The organism is Leucobacter chromiiresistens, from assembly GCF_900102345.1.
Taxonomy (GTDB): domain Bacteria; phylum Actinomycetota; class Actinomycetes; order Actinomycetales; family Microbacteriaceae; genus Leucobacter; species Leucobacter chromiiresistens.
In genome coordinates this window covers 987,185-1,005,053 of sequence record NZ_FNKB01000001.1, presented here as the reverse complement: position 1 = coordinate 1,005,053, position 17,869 = coordinate 987,185, and the positions used below count along the sequence as shown (strand labels likewise).

17 protein-coding genes are annotated in these 17,869 nt (G+C 62.5%); 14 read left to right on the top strand and 3 right to left on the bottom strand.

Annotation, left to right across the window (positions count from 1 at the left end):
• Window positions 1-72: 72 nt before the first annotated feature.
• The gene (locus BLT44_RS04645; RefSeq protein WP_074689968.1) at window positions 73-1,275 is read right to left on the bottom strand and encodes an ROK family transcriptional regulator; all 1,203 of its coding nucleotides are present in this window, start codon (window positions 1,273-1,275) and stop codon (window positions 73-75) included.
• A 151-nt stretch (window positions 1,276-1,426) separates the two neighbouring features.
• Between BLT44_RS04645 and BLT44_RS04640 the strand changes: the two genes are divergently transcribed.
• From BLT44_RS04640 to BLT44_RS04610, 7 genes are all read left to right on the top strand, one after another.
• Entirely contained in the window at window positions 1,427-2,314 is an 888-nt protein-coding gene (locus BLT44_RS04640; protein WP_010155251.1) for an N-acetylglucosamine kinase, read from the top strand.
• Between the two features lie 28 nt (window positions 2,315-2,342).
• Entirely contained in the window at window positions 2,343-3,644 is a 1,302-nt protein-coding gene (locus BLT44_RS04635) for an extracellular solute-binding protein (protein ID WP_010155252.1), read from the top strand.
• A gap of 156 nt (window positions 3,645-3,800) precedes the next feature.
• Window positions 3,801-4,571, top strand: coding sequence for a carbohydrate ABC transporter permease (locus BLT44_RS04630; RefSeq protein WP_244887465.1), 771 nt, complete (start codon window positions 3,801-3,803; stop codon window positions 4,569-4,571).
• The gene (locus BLT44_RS04625) at window positions 4,568-5,428 is read left to right on the top strand and encodes a carbohydrate ABC transporter permease (protein ID WP_010155255.1); all 861 of its coding nucleotides are present in this window, start codon (window positions 4,568-4,570) and stop codon (window positions 5,426-5,428) included. The genes BLT44_RS04630 and BLT44_RS04625 overlap by 4 nt, the downstream gene beginning before the upstream one ends.
• Before the next feature lie 56 nt (window positions 5,429-5,484).
• Window positions 5,485-6,519 carry an SIS domain-containing protein gene (locus tag BLT44_RS04620; protein ID WP_010155256.1) on the top strand — a complete coding sequence of 345 codons (1,035 nt, stop codon included), beginning with the start codon at window positions 5,485-5,487 and terminating at the stop codon, window positions 6,517-6,519.
• A 19-nt stretch (window positions 6,520-6,538) separates the two neighbouring features.
• Window positions 6,539-7,645, top strand: a complete 1,107-nt coding sequence (locus tag BLT44_RS04615; protein WP_010155257.1) for an ABC transporter ATP-binding protein — start codon at window positions 6,539-6,541, stop codon at window positions 7,643-7,645.
• A 737-nt stretch (window positions 7,646-8,382) separates the two neighbouring features.
• Entirely contained in the window at window positions 8,383-9,405 is a 1,023-nt protein-coding gene (locus BLT44_RS04610) for a hypothetical protein (protein ID WP_143025985.1), read from the top strand.
• Between the two features lie 31 nt (window positions 9,406-9,436).
• On the opposite strand, the gene BLT44_RS15185 is transcribed toward BLT44_RS04610, so the two are convergent.
• Both BLT44_RS15185 and BLT44_RS15180 read right to left on the bottom strand, forming a co-directional pair.
• Window positions 9,437-9,898 carry a zinc-binding metallopeptidase gene (locus tag BLT44_RS15185; protein WP_143025984.1) on the bottom strand — a complete coding sequence of 154 codons (462 nt, stop codon included), beginning with the start codon at window positions 9,896-9,898 and terminating at the stop codon, window positions 9,437-9,439.
• Window positions 9,899-9,941: 43 nt separating this feature from the next.
• Window positions 9,942-10,943: a hypothetical protein gene (locus BLT44_RS15180; protein ID WP_143025983.1), complete on the bottom strand. Its 1,002-nt coding sequence runs from the start codon at window positions 10,941-10,943 to the stop codon at window positions 9,942-9,944.
• Window positions 10,944-11,003: 60 nt separating this feature from the next.
• On the opposite strand from BLT44_RS15180, the gene BLT44_RS04600 reads away from it, so the two are divergent.
• The 7 genes from BLT44_RS04600 to BLT44_RS04580 all read left to right on the top strand — a co-directional run bounded on the left by BLT44_RS04600 (window position 11,004) and on the right by BLT44_RS04580 (window position 17,765).
• Window positions 11,004-11,297: a hypothetical protein gene (locus BLT44_RS04600; protein ID WP_143025982.1), complete on the top strand. Its 294-nt coding sequence runs from the start codon at window positions 11,004-11,006 to the stop codon at window positions 11,295-11,297.
• Window positions 11,298-11,488: 191 nt separating this feature from the next.
• Window positions 11,489-12,646 (top strand): hypothetical protein, encoded by a 1,158-nt coding sequence (locus tag BLT44_RS15175; RefSeq protein ID WP_143025981.1) that lies wholly within the window; start codon window positions 11,489-11,491, stop codon window positions 12,644-12,646.
• 337 nt (window positions 12,647-12,983) lie between these two features.
• Window positions 12,984-14,021: a ParB N-terminal domain-containing protein gene (locus BLT44_RS04595; RefSeq protein ID WP_074689966.1), complete on the top strand. Its 1,038-nt coding sequence runs from the start codon at window positions 12,984-12,986 to the stop codon at window positions 14,019-14,021.
• Window positions 14,014-14,799, top strand: a complete 786-nt coding sequence (locus BLT44_RS04590; protein ID WP_010155264.1) for a hypothetical protein — start codon at window positions 14,014-14,016, stop codon at window positions 14,797-14,799. Before BLT44_RS04595 ends, BLT44_RS04590 begins: the two co-directional genes overlap by 8 nt.
• Before the next feature lie 2 nt (window positions 14,800-14,801).
• Window positions 14,802-14,951, top strand: coding sequence for a hypothetical protein (locus BLT44_RS15565; protein WP_155818997.1), 150 nt, complete (start codon window positions 14,802-14,804; stop codon window positions 14,949-14,951).
• The gene (locus tag BLT44_RS04585) at window positions 14,951-15,754 is read left to right on the top strand and encodes a hypothetical protein (protein ID WP_010155265.1); all 804 of its coding nucleotides are present in this window, start codon (window positions 14,951-14,953) and stop codon (window positions 15,752-15,754) included. Before BLT44_RS15565 ends, BLT44_RS04585 begins: the two co-directional genes overlap by 1 nt.
• Window positions 15,755-15,782: 28 nt before the next feature.
• Window positions 15,783-17,765, top strand: coding sequence for an S-layer homology domain-containing protein (locus tag BLT44_RS04580; protein WP_010155266.1), 1,983 nt, complete (start codon window positions 15,783-15,785; stop codon window positions 17,763-17,765).
• The last annotated feature ends 104 nt before the right edge of the window (window positions 17,766-17,869 follow it).

The following is a 17,869-nucleotide window of genomic DNA, read 5'->3' as shown; positions in this document are numbered from 1 at the left end:
GCATCTGGGGAGATTTCTCCACTGCTCTTGACGATCAGGGCGGCGCGTGGCCAGCGCCCCGTGCCGCAGGGTTCACACGGAACGGGAGATCCTCACGGGACCGGGGACCGCACGCAGGGCCGTCTCCGCCACGCCGAGCAGAACAGCATCTGCCCCGAGCGACGCCGTTCGAATTTCGGGAACGAATTGAATTCTCCCTTCCAGCCGTTTCCGAAGGCCGGGAATCACGAGATCCGCGCGTTCATCCAAGCCCTCCCCCAGGACAACGACGTCTGGGTCGAGAATGCTGACGAGGGCGGCGACACCGCGAGCAAGCATATCGAGCACCATCGAGGCCACCGGCGCCGCCCGCTGATCCCCTGCGGATTCCCTCGCGACGATCTCGGCTGCGGTCAACGGATGCGCGGCATCGATGCCCACGTCGTGCGCTGCGCCGGTCACCGCGACAGGATCGATCTTGCTCTCGAGTTCGCCGCGCCCCTGCGGCGGTGTCGTCAGGGAGTCCGAATCGATGAGCAGGTAGCCGACCTCTCCGGCCGCGAATCGAGCGCCGCGAACCAGCTCCCCGTTGGCGACGATTCCGGATCCGAGGCCCCGGTCGAGCACCAAGGCGACGAACTGGCGGCTGAATCGCCCCACCCCCCGGTACAGCTCTCCGAGCGCCAGCGCATTCGCATCGTTCTCCACGACGACGCGAACTTCGTGCTCGCCGACCAACTCGGTGAGCGTCGCCTCCGGCCAGTATCGCGGGTTCAGGCCTGTGACCGTTCCATTCGGACTCGCGATGCCCCCAACCGAGACGCCGACCACATGGAGAGGGATGTCGAGGGCGGTGCAGCGTTCAGCGAGCCGAGCGATCATGCGGTGGAGCGCACGAGGCCCCCCGTCCGGCCCCGGGGCATCGAACTCTTGCTCGAAACGCTCGATGATCTCGCCGTTGAACCCGACGAGGGCGCCTGTGATCCCCTCGCGCCGGACCTGCACCGCCCCCGAGACCAAGGCGGTCGGTACGACGTCGAAAAGCACAGCAGGCCGACCGCCGGTGGATTCCTCGGTACCCGCTTGCGCGACGAAACCGTGCTCGATCAGGCCCTTCAGTACACGATTCACGGTCGCCGCGCTGAGTCCGGTGAGCTCACTCAGTTGCATCTTCGAGAGCGCTCCGCGCTGGCGCAACGCTTCGACGAGCGCCCCTTGATTGGACGCCGCGATCACGCTGGTACTCGCCGGCCACTCCTGGATACCGGCAGGCGGCGTTGCAAGGTCGTCGTACATGGCCGTCAGTTTACGGCCAGGCGCGCTCGCCGACCCGGGCGTCGAGCGAGCGCGACGGCCGCGAATCTCTGCAACTTGACGCGTTCGCGGCGCGACGGTAGATTCGGGCCATCTTCTTTTCACTCTGACAGATAAGTAACTTTAGGCAGCAATGAAGCTCATCGGCATCGACATCGGCGGCACCCACACACGGGTGCGCGTCGCGGACTCCGCGTCGACGGAGGTTGCCGACACGAGACTCCCGACGGCGGGCTGGCTCGGACCTGCCGGGCTCCGTGATCCGGAGGGGGCCGGGATTCTGCTCTCCCACGCGCGCGCATTGGGGGCCGATCAGCACGCCGCACTGACCGTGGGCGCGCACGGCTGCGATTCCGAAGCGCAGATACAGGCCTTCAGAGCGGCACTGGAATTACATCATCTCGGACCGCTCCTGGTGCTCAACGACGCCCTGCTCGTAGGACCGGCGGCCGGCTACACCGATGCCGTCGGCATCATCGCCGGTACCGGCTCCATCGTGGTCGGTCGCACGCCGAACGGGGAGCACCTGACTGCGGGCGGCTATGGATGGATGATCGGAGACCCGGGGAGCGCCCCGGGCATCGCTCGCGAGTCGATGCGCGCCGTGCAGCGCGAGCACGATACCGGCAAACGCCCCGGCCTCCTCGCGCGCCGGCTCATGGAGCACTTCGCGGCTTCCACCGTCGACGATCTCTCTCTCGTCTTCACGCACAGCGCGACGATGCACCGCTGGGCGGAGGCCGCTCCCGTGATCTTCGCCGCCGCATCCGACGGCTCACGTCTCGCGCGCCGGGTCATCGGAACTGCGGCCGACGAGCTGGCGACGAGCGTCGGAGATGTGCTCGGGCGTCACGCTCGAGCAGACGCCATCGTCGCCGCGGGCGGCGTCGTCACCGCGCAGCCGCTCCTGCAGAGCGAGCTCGGACGAGCCCTGACAGACCAGGGGATCGACCTGCCCTTCGTGGTGCTGCACGACGAACCCGTGGCCGGAGCCATAGCTCTGGCTCGAACCCTCATCTGACCTACATCGAGAATCAAAGGAGAAATTCATGAAAGGCAAGAACCTCAAGCGAGTGCAACGGAGCCTCATCGCTGGTGTCGCAGCCGCAGGTCTCACGTTGAGCGGCTGCAGCGTCACCGGTGGCGGCGGCGGTGGCGACGCGGGCGACGGAACCGGCGAGATCAACGCGCTCTTCATGAAGCAGGCCGGGTATTCCGAAGATGACTACAAGCAGATCATCACCGATTTCGAAGAGCAGAACGGGGGCGATATCACCGTCAACCCCACCTTCGTGTCGTACGAAGCCCTGCACGACAAGATCGTCACCTCGGCCCCCGCCGGGACATACGACGTCGTCTTGATCGATGTGATCTGGCCCGCGGAGTTCGCGTCGAAGGGGATCATCGCGGACCTCGGGGATAAGTTCCCCGGCGCGGCCGAGGACGAACTTCTGTCGGGGGTGATTCCGACGGCCGCGTACCAGGACAAGTTCTACGGCGTGCCGAACGGCCCGTCGACGAAGCTCTTCTTCTACAACGAGGAGATGATCGCCGAAGTGGGCGCCACGCCGGAGGACCTGGAGACCTGGGACGGCGTACTCGCGACGGCCGAGAAGATCAAAGAGGCGGGAATCAGCGAGTATCCGATCGCATGGAGCTGGGCGCAGGCCGAGGCCCTCATCTGCGATTACGCACAGCTGCTCGGAGCGTTCGACGGAGAGTTCACGAATGACGATGGTGAACTGATCATCAACAATGCGCAGGGAGTCGCCGCCCTCGAGTGGATGAAGCAGACCATCGACGACGGACTCACGAACCCCGCCTCCACCACGTTCCTCGAGGACGACGTGTCGAAGGCGCTCGCCCAGGGCGAGACCGCGTTCGGTCTGAACTGGGACTCGACCATGCGAGATCTCCAGGATCCGGAGATCTCCACGATCGCCGACGCTGCGGGCGTCCTGGCGACGCCGCAAGGCCCGAGCGGTGCTCGGCCCGGCGTCAACGGCGCCATGGCGTACTCAGTCACGGCCACTTCGAAGAACCAGGATGCTGCGTGGGAGTTCATCGACTACATGACGAGCGAGGAGACGCAGGAGGAATACGTCAACTCATCGCAGCCGAGCTGGAAGGCCAGCTACGAGAAGCCGGAAGTCATCGACGTCAATCCTGAAGTCTTCGCAGTGTCGGAAGAGGCCTACGCCGACTCCATCCTGCGCCCCGCGGTACCGAACTACTCGACCGTCTCGCAGATCATTCAGGTCGAGCTGCAAAACGCGCTTCTCGGTAAGAAGACACCGCAGGAAGCCCTCGATGACGCCGTCGAGGCTGCGAACGCAGAGTTGGAGGACTGAGACCTCATGGCAGTATCGACCGCATCGGCGCCACGCGGGAAGCGGCGCGACAGCGAGAGGCGACTCGCCTTCTGGTTGTTGCTCCCCGCAATCCTCGCCGTATTCGGCGTCATCCTGTATCCGCTGGGCCGCACGCTGCTCATCTCGCTCTTCGAGGTGACCTCCGCCGTTGCGGTCGATACTCCCTTCGTCGGCCTCGGCAACTACATCGAGGCCCTGAGTGCGAACGGCTTCTGGGGCGCGCTCGGGCGCACACTCTATTTCACGCTCGTCTCGACCTCGATCGAGCTGGTGTTCGGACTCGGGATCGCATTTCTCCTGAACGCGAAGATCCGCGGTCGCTGGATCCTCCGCGCACTGGTCGTTCTGCCATGGGCCGTGCCGACCATCGTGAACGCTGCTATGTGGAAAGGCATCTACAACGCGCAGTACGGCGCACTCAACGGCGTGCTCAGCCACCTCGGTGTGATCGACAGCTACCAGGCCTGGCTCTCCGATCCGACGACCGCACTGAACCTCGTCATCATCGCCGACGCATGGAAGACGACGCCGCTCGTGGCCATCTTCCTCCTGGCCGGTCTGACCTCGATTCCCAGTGAACTGACCGAGGCGGCGAAAGTCGACCGCGCGGGAGCCTTCCGCCGGTTCTTCTCCATCACGCTCCCTCTGCTGCTGCCCTCCGTCGCTCTGGTACTCGTGCTGCGCACCGTGGAAGCAGTGAAGGTTTTCGACATCATCTACGCGATGACTCGAGGAGGGCCCGCGAACGGCACCCAGACCATCTCGTACTACACCTACGTCACCGCGTTCTCGGAGCAGAACTACGGCCTCGGGTCTGCAATCTCGTTCCTCGTTCTCATCATCATCCTCGTGCTGACCACGGCCTACCTTCGAATGCTGCGCCGATCGGAAATGAGCACCCTATGAAACAGCACCACAATCGTCGAATCCTCGGTCAGGCGCTCACGTACCTCGCGGCTCTCATCGTCGCGGTGGGGTGCATCGCGCCGCTCGGCTGGTTGGCGATCGCGAGCATCTCCACGCAGGCGGACATCGTCGCGAAACCCATGCGCTGGTGGCCCAGCGAACTGCATCTCGACCGGTATCAGGAGATACTCTTCGACCCCACATCATCTGTGGGCGCCTCATTCCGTGCGGCCTTCATGAACTCCCTCGTCGTCGGCGTCGCCACAGTGGTCATCTCAATGGTCGTCGGCATCTTCGGCGCCTACGCGTTCGCCCGCCTGAAGTTTCCATTCCGCCGCGGGTTCCTCGTGCTGTTCCTGACGACGTACATGCTGCCGCAGATCTCACTCCTGATCCCGCTCTACATGATTCTGAATTCGCTCGGAATGCTGGATACGACGATCGGACTGATCCTGGTGGATTGCTCGCTCGTCATTCCGTTCACGCTGTGGATCTTGAGCAACTACTTCATGACCGTGCCGGCGGACCTCGAAGACGCGGCGCGCATCGACGGCACCAGCCGTCTCGGTGCGCTGTTCCGCATCATCCTTCCCTCGGCGAAACCCGGCCTCTTCGCAGCCGTGATGTTCGCGTTCCTCCTCGCGTGGGACGAATTCATGTACGCCCTCATCTTCACCTCGTCCGACGCGTCGAAGACCATCCCCGTTGCGATCTCAGAGTTCGCAGGACGGTACACGACCGATTTCGGCCTGGTGGCCGCCGGCGGAGTGATCGCGGCCATCCCGCCGCTGGTCATTGCACTGATCTTCCAGCGTCAGATCGTCAGTGGTCTGGCTGCGGGCGCAGTAAAGGGCTGACGTCCCGACCTCCTCTTGTTCCTCTCGCCGTTTCGCATTCCACCTCAGGAGAACCCATGTCCGATCGCATTCCCTTCCACCAGGCCATTCACCAGCAGCCGGAGCTCCTCACGGTCGCAGCCCCGGCGATCGCCGCATCGCTGGCCGCCGCCGAGCTTCCGCGCTGGAACGCCGGCGACACGGTTGCTGTACTCGCCATGGGCGCGTCGAGCAATTCCGGCCACGCTCTGGTGGCCGCCCTCGCACAGCAGGGGGTTCGAGGTGTGAATCTCACCGCATCTGAGGTCGCTGCCTACCCGGGCGACTTCGAGCCGGGCGACCATTACCTCCTCGTTTCGGAATCCGGGCGCAGCCCGGAACCCATCGCGGCGGCGCGCGGTCGCGGGTCGGGGCGGCGCGTCGCGATCACCAACTTTCCCGAAGCAGCGATCTCTGAGGTGAGCGACTTCGTCGTCGGATACGGCGGTATCGATGATTCCCCCGTCTACACCTCCGGCTACCTCTCGACGCTTCTGGCCTACTCGGCCATCATGCAGGCGGCCGGACTCGAGAGCGACCTCGAAGTCGATGGTGCTTCGCGACTCGTCGCGAAGCTCCTCAGCGCCCACCGAGATCACGCCGAGTCGCTCGCACCGATCTTCGACGGTATCGCCGCAGTCGACCTCATCGGTCGCGGACCAAGCGTCTCGTCCGCCGCTCAGGGCGCCCTCATGCTGCGCGAAGCCGTTCGGCTCCCGGCGACCGGCTGGGAGACGTTCCAGTTCGTGCACGGGCCCCACGAGGTCATCGACTCGAAGAACATGCTCGTCACCATCGGCGACGGGCGCGAGCTCGAAGTCGTGCTGCAGATGGCCGACGCCGGGGCACGCGTACTGGTGATCACGGGCGCGGGCGACGAGCGGGTCGCCGACCTCGCACACGAGAACGTGACGGTCGTGCGGGTGCAGCACACCGCCCCCGGCCTCGCTCGGGTGTTCGAGGAGACCGTCATCCTGCAGCTCGTCGTCGACGCTGTCGGGCGCCGCCGGGGCATTCCCGTCGAAGGCACGCGCTACGAGCAGAACGACACGAAGCTCCCGATCACCGAATAACCGCGGAAGGAACCCCACCTTGGCAAACGTCACCTACGACAACGTCACCCTGTCATACCCAGGCACCGACCGTCCGGCGGTGCAGAATCTGAATCTCGAGATCGCCGATGGAGAGTTCCTCGTGCTGGTCGGCCCCTCCGGCTGCGGAAAATCCACTGCGCTCCGCATGCTCGCCGGCCTCGAGGAGATCTCCGACGGACGTATCCTCATCGGCGAAGCTGAGGTCACGCATCTGTCGCCGAAGGATCGGGACATCGCCATGGTGTTCCAGAACTACGCCCTCTACCCGCACATGACGGTCGCGGAGAACATGGGTTTCGCGCTCAAGATCGCGAAAGTCGGAAAAGAGGAGCGCCGGCAGCGCGTCGAGGCCGTTGCCGAGCAACTCGATCTCACCGAGTATCTCGACCGCAAGCCGAAGGCGCTCTCCGGAGGACAGCGTCAGCGGGTCGCGATGGGCCGAGCGATCGTCCGAGAACCTCAGGTCTTCCTCATGGACGAACCCCTGTCGAACCTCGACGCGAAGCTTCGCGTGCAGACCCGCACGCGCATCGCGGCCCTGCAGCGCGAGCTCGGAGTCACGACCGTCTACGTGACGCACGATCAGACGGAGGCTCTCACCATGGGCGACCGAATCGCCGTGATGAAGCTCGGGGTGCTGCAGCAGGTGGGAACCCCGCGAGAGCTGCTGGACACTCCTGTGAACACCTTCGTCGCCGGTTTCATCGGCTCGCCTGCCATGAATCTGTTCACCGCACAGGTAGGCGCCGATGGGATCGGGTTCGGCGACCTCGTCGTCCCCATCTCTCGAGAGGCCCGGTCCCGCCTCTCGTCGGGCACGGTCACCGTCGGGGTGCGGCCCGAGGATTTCGCCGTCTCCACAACCGGAGCTGCCGGGCTCTCAGTGCGCGCGAAACTCGTCGAGGAGCTCGGCGCGGACGGTTACCTGTACGGGGAGACGTCGCTCGATGACGAGAGCACCGAACTCGTCGTCCGCGTCGACGGGCGCGACCATCCGCAGATCGGCGATGTGGTGACCGTCGCTCCGGTTGCCCCGTCCCGCGTCCACCTGTTCGATCACACGACCGGCGAGCGAATCGACTCGGCCCGCACAGTGCTGCCCTGACCCATGGCACTGCGCGTCGTGATCCGGGAGGTGGAGCCGGAGTACCGAGGCAGCCTCGACGCAGGCCGATCGAGCTGCCCGCGTGAAACCGTCCGTCGGCGCTCGACCACAACGGTGCTCGTGAACGGGATGCGCTCGCTATCTCTGTGCTGGACGAAGCCCCCCCCAACAGAGCGGTGACCGCAAAGGCTCGTGATGCGTGCGCGCCGAGCATTCACGACGGAGAGAGCCCCCGACCGAACACGAGAACCCCCGGCAGGATCGCTCCTGACGGGGGTTCTCGGTGTTGTTCGACTGGCGGAGACGGGGGGATTTGAAACCTAGTAGCAGTCCTCGTCCAGCCTTGTTCAAGCACTTAACCCTCGTTTTTAGGGCACTTTATAGTTTCTCGAGCGATGTTCGGGACAGGCTAATGTCGCACGGTTGTTGCCATTCTGTTGCCAGATCCTGCGCCGAGAGAGGGGACGAGAAGAGCACACCGGCGCCTCGACCGAAGTCGGCAACACTTGAAACTTCCAGTAGCGCACCGTCGACAGGTAATCGCGCACTTCCCGTCATGGGCGCCCATATGCATCAATAGTGCGATCCCGCGCACTATGACACTTGACCTTTGTTCACTGACGGTTCGGTTTTTATCTGGCAACGTATCGGCAATTCGGATGGAGCCGAGCGACACTCACGGTTGCCGGCACCTCTAAGATGTCTGTGGAATCTTTTTAAGACAAGGGGAATTCCATATGGAACAGATTATTCATCCTTCAAGTTTGGCATTTTTTGCGCTCGCGATCTCGTTCTTGGTACGTATACGTAGCGCAATCCGGGTGCCCACAGCTCGCCTTACTTGGCTTGCTTCTGGGGTTGGCGCCGTCGCGCTGCTCTGCTGTGGAACGCTGATCTCCATGCCAATACTCGATGGGTGGCTTGGCGGTACGAACTTCCTCAGCTTGCTGCAGAACGTTGCCGCTGCGGTCGCTTTCTGGCTGGTAGCTCAAGCCGTAGTGAGTCAGGTTGACTTCCCGCTTCATAAGCTCTTCCGCTGGCCACTGTACATCGGGTTTCTCTCCTTCGTCGTCGCATTCTTCTTCATCGAGCGCGGCGCTACGGTACAGGATTTCATGCTCGAACATGCCGATCAGATCGCGGGTTTCCTCTACTCGAGCTTGTATCTGGCGCTCATCGCGGGGATCTGTTTGCACCTCGTCTCAAAGATCTGGCGAACCGGCGCTCAGAGCTTTGCCACGATGCATCTCGGTGGGGCCTTCGTGACGATCGGGTGCGTGCTCCAGATCCTGGCGCTCGCGTCTATCTGCTTCAGCTGGCTGCCGGAAGGGGCGAGCGGCCCCGTTTACACACTCGCGCTGACCAGCTTCAGCGGTGGTGTTGTTCTGATGGCCGGCAATATGGCCAGCCTTGCGCTGCTACGGCTGCGGAGCACGAGCCGGGTAAAGCACTCGATCAAGTCACTCGAATCGATCTTGCGTCGGAAGGATTTGGAAGTTCCCGCGCGCCCGGTGATGACTACGACCTGGTTGAATGGTGAAACCGCACTGAACCATCTCTATAGGAGCGTGATCGCCGTGAATGACCATGTGCATGCCGACGGGTCAGCATTGAACGATGACGAGAAGAGGCGCGTTGAGCGCGCCTCTCACCTGGTTTCTCGCAAAATGTTCACTAAGCCACGGAAGGCGCGTGGGCGTCTTCCGCGTTGGGAGCTGAACTTCATGAAATGGGCGACTAAGGGGTCGAAGTCGAACTGATTCTCTTAATCGTGCGCATCGTATTCGGGTGTTACTCGAAGACGGCGCGCACGTTGCTTTTGGTGCCGGCAATGACGACGCGGGAGAGGGCGTAGGCGATCTCCTCGGCCAGGTCCTCATCGTCGTTGTGACGGAACCCTCGGGCTCGGGCTCGTTGGATCTGGCCACCAAGGGAAGCGGAGCCGATGGCCGTGCTGTCGATGAAGTCGAGGACGCCGCATGTGGTGTGGTCAGCGATGATGTGACCAAACTCATGGAATATCGAGTGGGCTTGATAGATCTCCGGATCGTCAGCTCGGTAGAAGACGTGGCTTGCGTGCTCCATCTCAACCCAAAGCCCCGTGATGTCGCGAAGTTCTGAGTCGCTGGTGGGATGAAGAACGACGTCCTTTTGGTGAACCTGCGAGACACGTTCTCGAATGTCAGCGATTCCTGCTCCGGGTGGGCATTCCAGGCTCTCTACGAGCCGTTCTGCTTTCTGCTGAGTGTTCATGCCGCCATTCACCTCCTGATAACTGAGTGCGGACGTAACGACGTTACTTGGGTAAACGACCTATGAGATTCGCGATCTCACGAAGCGTTTCGGCAGAGAGCCTGGTACCTCTTGCCGCGATGTTCTTGACACCCGCTTTGGCAGCAACTCGCGCCAGAGCAGCCTCAGCCTCAACACGTGCAGTGACTTCCTCATCATCGACAGTGAGGTAATCCAAGGGAGCACCAAGCGCATCCGCGATCGCGACGATAACCTTGCGATCGGGCGCCGTCGTTCCTTCCAGAACTGTGTCCCATTCCGCGCGATCAATAGTGACGCGTCTCTTCATCGCCCTATCGCGAACGGCTTCATATCCTGACCCTTCATCCATCCCTTTGAGCTCTAGGAGAGCACGCAGGCGGCGACTGGTCTCGTTGGACGAGAGTGCGGAGCAGGGGGATTCGCCACGGCTGAACGTTTCGGTCCTAACTACTTCGTCGTCATCCTCGGGGTAAAGATCGATTCGAGCTTCAGCACGGTCGACGAGTTCGGCTATAGGTAAGTCGATCGCCTTGCAGACGTTGTAGGCGAAGTGGACCGGGATGACTTTCTTCCCGCTCAGCCATTCCCCGGCGACTGCAGGCGCCTTGCCGAGTCGGAGGGCGATTTGTCGCACCGAGATGTCGCGCGCGGCGAGTTGCGTCCGTAGCTCGGCCGAGATGCACTGAATAAACCGCACGCCGCGCGTTCGGAGCTCGTCAGGGGTGAGGGTGGAGGGCTCTGTGCGTTCAAGGTTTCCGGAAACCAAAGAAGGTTCTGACTTCTTGAGCCGCCGTTCGGCGAGCTTGAACAGGCTGCTGGGCTTTATGCCAGTCACGAGGCAGGCCGAGTACACAAACGCGAACGGGATCTTGTTCCGCCCGTTGAGCCATTGGGTGAGTGTTCGAGTTCCGATTTGAAGCATGCCTGCGAGAGCCGACCCAGAAATGCTCAGCCCTCGCAGCTGCCATTTCTGCTCGGCTGCAAGAGCTTCGGCAAAGCTCGCACCAGGCTCGTCAACATTCACATCGGAAGAATACTTGACGTCATTCGGTGTATATATGTATTGTTCCAACTAGCGTTCCAGATGGAACAGGCGTTGGAGGAAAAAGTGATTATCCTGGAGACAAAGCCGGCCCCCGTCGCTGGCGAGATCGCAGCTCTCGTTGTCGCGGCCCTCGAAGAGGCGGGGTATTCGCAGCGCGGCGCGGCCGATGCAACGAATCTCGCGGCTTCCTCGTTCCATCGCAAGCTGCAGGGGGACGAGAAGTACGAGTTCACGATGACTCAATTGCTGCGGATCGCAGCGCTCATCGGACTACCTCCGGCTTCGTTTCTGCCAGAGGCGTTTCGGTCGCCTTGCTCGTGCAGCATCGCGTAACCCAGAAACGAATCTGGCCCCTGGTGCGGGAACACCAGAGGCCAGCGAATTCCTTGAAAGGAACTCCGATTCATGTCTCACGATTTTGACACCTGCGCGCGCGCTGTGGTCACGCCTGGAAGCGAATTCACAGCACGCGAGAATAGCCAGCCTCCCAGCGCGGCTCTGGCCCTGCTTGAGGGGTGGACGCGATGAGTAACACTCCGATCGTCCGGCAACGGATGCGTTTCGAGGACCAGTACGGGACGCACCGCAACTGGTGGGTGCGAGATCCTCGCGTTACCGGCTTGCCGATCGCCCTGTTTCTGTACATGCAGTCACATGCAGAGAACTTCGAAGTCACACCCGCCAAAGCGAAGCGCGATCTGGGCCTCACCGACTACGCGTGGAAGACCGCGAAGAACACCCTCCGTCGTTACGGGTTCTTCCTCGAGGTGCGTGACCGGTGGCCGGCTGGCTCGGTTGCTCCGATGATGCGTGATGGGTCCCCGATACTCGACCGAAAGGGGCAGCCTCGTTACACGGATCTGACCGGCAACCTCCGGGTACGTGTCTTCACACAAGACCCTGACGAGAACGTTGATCTTGGACCTGACGGCGGCGTGATCGAAGTCGACGAGCCGTACGAGCTGTGGCTCGAAAAGCAGAATGAGCTGCTTTCGAGGGCCGGAGCACAGAGGCCGGTTGAGCCCACTTTCACCGCCCCACGAATTTCACATAGCGGTGACGGCACCGCCCCACGAAATTCGCACCCCGGTGAAGAACACCAGGTCAGCACCGCCCCACGAGATTCGCATAGCGGTGTACCGGTCGACGAAATTCGCACCACCCCTATAAAGGAAGAAGAAAACCAAGGTTGGTTGGTTGGTTCTCAATCTTCAATTCGACCAACCAACCAGACCACGCGCGACGCTGAGATTGACGCTGAGCTCGAAGCACTCGCTCCCGGTTGTGGCCTCACGCTCGCAGCGGTAGAGCGCGAGATTCAGGGCCGAGTGGACCTTGCTGGTGTGGACGTCGTTCAGGCCACACGAGACACGCTGCTGCGAGCCAGTGGCCGCGTGAATAAGCCTGCAAGCTACATCGCGTCTGTCATCGTCCGCTACCCAGAAAAGTGGGCGGTAGGCGGCGACGGTACCGCACCCTTTGATCCCGCTCCGGCGGCCGACGCGTTCGCTTCCGAATCGCCTGTTGCCGCATGTCTTCGTGGTGAGCACTGGTGGGGCAGTGAGCGTCTTCGTGAAATCGAACGCTCGCATTGCCCGGACTGCGGAGAACCACGCCGGAACGTCGATCCCGCATTCGCCGCACTCGAAGCCGGGCTGCTCGCAATTGGGAGTGATCACTGATGGGCCGGGTATGGCGTCGCGAGGTCGTCGCGATCAGGTGTGAGGTTCGGTCCTGTGCGGTAACCGATCCGATGTTTCCTGCCGTTTCCCACGAGACCACGTGGCACGATCATGCCTCTCAGCTGACTTGGATGGTGTCGCGAGGCTGGTCGATCGTCCTCACACCCAAGTTCCGGACGTACTGCCCGGAGCACGCCCAACGGGCACGCGACTGCACCTGTCGCACGCATCCGTCTCGCCGGCATCTCTGTGTGGTTCACGCACCGGAAGCCGCCGAACTGATCTGGGACGCAGATCAGACCCCCCTCGAAGTCTCCTCATTTCTGAAGGTTGCATCATGAATCACGCATTCCTCCCTGACACAGTCACGATCTCTAATGAGATTCTGGATCCCTGCTCGGTCATCGTGATGGAGCGGCAACGAGAGATCGATCCGGATCACGTCGAGATCCTCCGTTCCTCGGTGCAGACTCTCGGGGTACAGCTTGTTCCGGCGCTGGTATCTCGACGGCCCGGTGGTGAGCTCGTGCTCGTCGACGGCCGCCATCGTCTTGAGGCCGCCAAGGAAGACAGCTTGGGCCTTCGGGCTGAGGTGTATGAAGGGCTCACAAGAGAGCAGGAGCAGCTGCTCGAACTTGAATCGAATCGTGCTCGCAAGAATCTCTCGGCCGCGGAGGCCCTTGATGCGTGGGAGACGTTCGATCTTCCGATGTACGAACTTCGCGCGAAGGAGAAGCAGGCGGCGGGTGGTCTGGCGTCCCTTCAAGCTCGAGGCGTCATCGACAATGCGCCAGTTACCGACGCCCTCGGTAACTGGCAGCAAAAGGCGCCCGTCTCCATCGCGCAGGCAGCGAAAGAAGCAACCGGGCACGACATCAACTGGCTCAGAAATATCGCCGCAGTCCGCGATCTCGCGCACGCTGAGGACGTGCCCGAAGAGGTTCGCGCGGTCGCGCAGCGCGGCTACGAGAAGCTCAAGACGTCGACGGCCAAGGTTGGCCCGGTTGTCAAAGAGGTGCAGAAGGTTCACGAAGCCGTACTCCGGCAGGCAGAGGATCCACAAGTGCTTCTGGAGCGAAACGCTGAAGAACGACTCGACGAGATGGTCCGGCACACAACCTTGTTGCAGGAGAGGCTCGAGAACAGCGATTTCCGGGACGTTCTCACTCTCGCCGCACAGAAGGACCAGATGGGGCGTGAGTCGCTCCGTGCGGTGCGTATGGCTCTCGTGAACGCGCTCTCCACAGTCGTTGTGGTCGAGTGCACGGTTGACGGCTCGCCGTCGCAAAGCCTTCAGCGCATCGGCGGCGAAGTAACACACTTGCTTTCATCGCAGTCGATGCGTCAGCTCGGGTTGGAGGTTCGTCGTGGCTAAGGTCGAGAAGTTCTCCAACTGGCGGACACGGGCGATCTTCACGGAGATCGCAGATTCCGGCGTCGACGCGTTCGAGACCGCTGAGGGCGCGGCCTTCATCGAGCAGTTGCACGCCTACCAGGTCGCTCAGCTGCGTGAAGCGGCACGGGACTGGGGGTACGCCATCTCCGCCGAAGAGACGGTGCAGATCATCATCGCGAACCTGTTGTCCACTCGGAAGAACCCCGAACGTTGCCCGGCCCGCTACATCGCGGCCGCAGCGGAGCCCTGGGCGTATTTCCATACGACCGCCATTGGGTGGCTGCAGAAGGAGTGGGGCATTCGCGGAGCCCCACTCGAGCACGTCGGCTACGCCGAGTACACGAACCTCTGCACCACCGATGGTGACGCGCACGGCCTCACCCCGCTTGAAGACGTCGTGGATCTCACCTTCGGAATCGTCGCTCAGGTGATCGACTCGCGCCACCACAGCGCGGTACGCGAGCTGCTGTACTGGATCGCCGCGAACCCGCCGCAGCGGCTCTCCTACGATGTCGACGACCGCGTTGCCGCCCACCGTCTCTGCCCGTCACTCTCGATCGAGCAAGTCATCGCAGTGATCAAGATCGCGCGCGGCTCGCGACCGAATACCGCAGCGACCAGCCTGATGGGGCAGTTCCTGCTGGACGATTCGTTCCGCGTCTCAGAATCTGGCTCCCACTACCGGGCGCTCACGTCTTTCAAGAACGCCTTCCGGGCCGGGGAAACCGGCTCCAGGATGCTCACGGATTGGGTTTGACCATGAACGAATACACGGAGTATCCCGTGCTGATGTGGATGCTTACGATCGCTCTCCTGAGCGTCGTCTTGCTCGGGGCAGTGATACCGCTTGTTGCCGGCCTGACTTCGCTGCAGGTGAAGCGTGACTCGCGCAAGGCAGGGAATGTCTGATGGCGAAGAAACCGAACCGCACCTGGGCGATGGTGATGTCGCTGGGCATCCCGCTCGCAATCGTGGGCGTCTCAGCGATGGCGATCTCGTACGCCACCCTGATCGATGTCGCCCGTGTGAACGGGCTCCCACTGCCTGAACTGTTTCCGGTCGTGGTTGACGTTGGCACCGTGGCCACCATGATCGCTGCTGCACAGTTTCGGATGCGTGGCGTCCCCGGCCGTTGGCTCGCGTACACCACCTTCATTCTGCTGTCCGGCGTTTCTATCGTGGCAAACGCTACGCATGCGTGGCGTGCGGCAGACCTGACCCTCACCAGCCCGTGGGCCGCCGCGATCCTGGCATCCACCCCACCGACAGCACTCCTCGCCATAACTCATCTCGTGATGATGCTCATCCCGGATGAGAAAGAACGCGCCAAGCTCCAGGCCAAGCGTGAGCGCATGGAAACGATCGCCTCGAAGCCACTCACGCCGCAGCGGCCCGCTGAGGTAGCTCAGACGCCATTGGCGCGTGCCGCGGTGGCCCCGTCACAGCCAGCGCCCGCGTCGCCTCCTGCTGTAGTGCCTGAGCACGCCACGTTGCGGCTCGTCGACGCCGAGATTCCGGAGGACGAGGTGCGTACCCGCGTGCTCGAGTACGTGAAGTCCGAAGGTAAGCGGCCCACTGGGAAGCTCGTCGGAGAATGGCTGGGCGATAAGACCCCGAAGACGGGTCAGCGATTCATCAAGAGGCTGGAAGAGGACGGCGCGTTCGATGATGAGCCAGCACGAGCTGCCGCCCATGTCGTAGGCGTTCAGTAGGCTCGAAGCAAGGACACAGGAGACCACCATGAAGACCTCACGCACCCTCGCTTCATTCGCCACCGCGTTCATAACCGCAGCGCTCGTGGCCGGCGTGGTCACCCCAGCCGCAGCGGCCCCAGTCCCGGTTGGACCCGTCACGGCCGAAGCCGCGACGGCGGCCACTGGTGGCACGAAGCACTTCCCTGATGTGCCGAAGTCGCACAAGTTCTACAAGCCGATCACCTGGATGTACAACGTTGGACTCACCACTGGCATCAAGCAGGGAAACGGAGCGGTCTACGACGGGTACAGCCGCCTCTCTCGTGAAGCGATGGCAGCGTTCTTGTACCGGGAGGCGGGAAGCCCCTCGTTCAAGATGCCGCGGAAGAAGTTCATCGACGTCCCCAGCGGCCACAAGTTCTACAAGCAGATCATGTGGATGTATGCCGTGGGCCTAACCACCGGCGTGAAAACCCCTCAGGGGATCGCATTCCAGCCGAAGGCGCAGCTCTCTCGTGAAGCGATGGCAGCATTCATGTATCGGAAAGCGGGAAAGCCCTCGATCAAGGGTGCGCGCGGATTCTCTGACGTTCCCAAATCGCACAAGTTCTACACCGCGATCACGTGGATGAAGAAGGCCGGCCTCTCAACCGGCATTAAACAGCCCAACGGCACGGTCGTCTACGGTCCGCAACAGCGCATCAGCCGTGAAGCAATGGCAGCGTTTCTGTACCGGGAGGCCGGTAACCCAGCGGTGATCGAGTCCGGCAAGCTGACGCTCTCTGGCACTGCGGCGGTCGGAAAGACGTTGACTGCGAAGCCCAACGGGTGGGCGCCGGCCTCCGTCACGTACAGCTACCAGTGGCTCGCTGGCGGCAAGAACCTCCGCGGCGCGACCGACGCGAAGCTGCCGCTGACTGCGTCGACTGAGGGCAAGCAGGTGTCCGTCCGGGTGACAGCGTCCGTGAAGGGCGCACCGTCAGTGACGATGACTTCCGGGAGCCAGACGATCGCCCCGAAGGGCCTCGAACCGATCGCGGGAACCACACCCACGATCCACGGTGTCGTACAGGTCGGCCAAACCGTCACTGCCGAACCCGGAGCATGGACAATCGAACCGACGCTCACGTGGCTCGCCGACGGCAAACCGGTCGGCACCGGAAACACGCTCACATTGACGCCTGAACATGCGGGCAAGAAGCTTTCGGTGGAGGCAACCGCGGCCGCGCAGGGCTACCAGACCGCCACACTCACCAGCCGAACCTTCCCAGTCGCACTCGCCCAGATCACTGGCACCGCACCCACCATTGAAGGACCGATCCGTTCCGCGGAGACCGTCACCGCAAACATCGGTGAATGGTCCGTCGCGCCCAAGCTCTACTGGGTGATGGACATCGACAAGTACCTTGCGAACGGTGGAAATCTCGATCCTGACGACTTCGATTTCGTTGGCAGCATGTACGGATGCGACACCACATGTTCGATGGCTAAAGTCGGCTCGACGATCACGCTCCTTGCCGTAGCAGACGCGCCAGGTCACGAACGCCTCACCCTCCTCAGCCCGACATACACGGTAGATGGCATGGATACCGCAGTGGTTGAGCAGGAGATCCATAGGTTGATCAACGAGTATCGCGCTTCGCAGGGGTTGCAGCAGCTCGTGTGGGATGACCGCCTTGCGCTCGGCGCTCGCACCTGGGTGCAGCACCTCAACGACATCGATAAGCTCTCGCACTCGACCGTGGAATGGCGCAATCAGTGGGCCGCGACCACCTGGGGCACGGGCGAGAACATCTTCCGCACGTGTGGCACGTCATTCAGTACCGCCGTTCATGAAGCCGAGACTGCCTATCGCCAATGGCTCGCCTCGCCAAGTCACCTCCGTAACATCAACACCTCCAGCTGGGACACCACCGGGATCGGTGTCGACGTGCGGAAGTACGAGGGCACCGAAACTACGCCGTGGGGCACAACAAGGCCCACGACAACTTGGTGTGTGACGTCGTCGCAGATCTTCGAGAACCGGTAACCCTTCCTTCAAGGGCGGGCCCCGTTCAGCGCAAGCTGAGCGGGGCCTTTTTGCGCCCCAAGGGGGTGAAGAACGGCAACTGCGCGCAGTCCTGCGTCTACTGA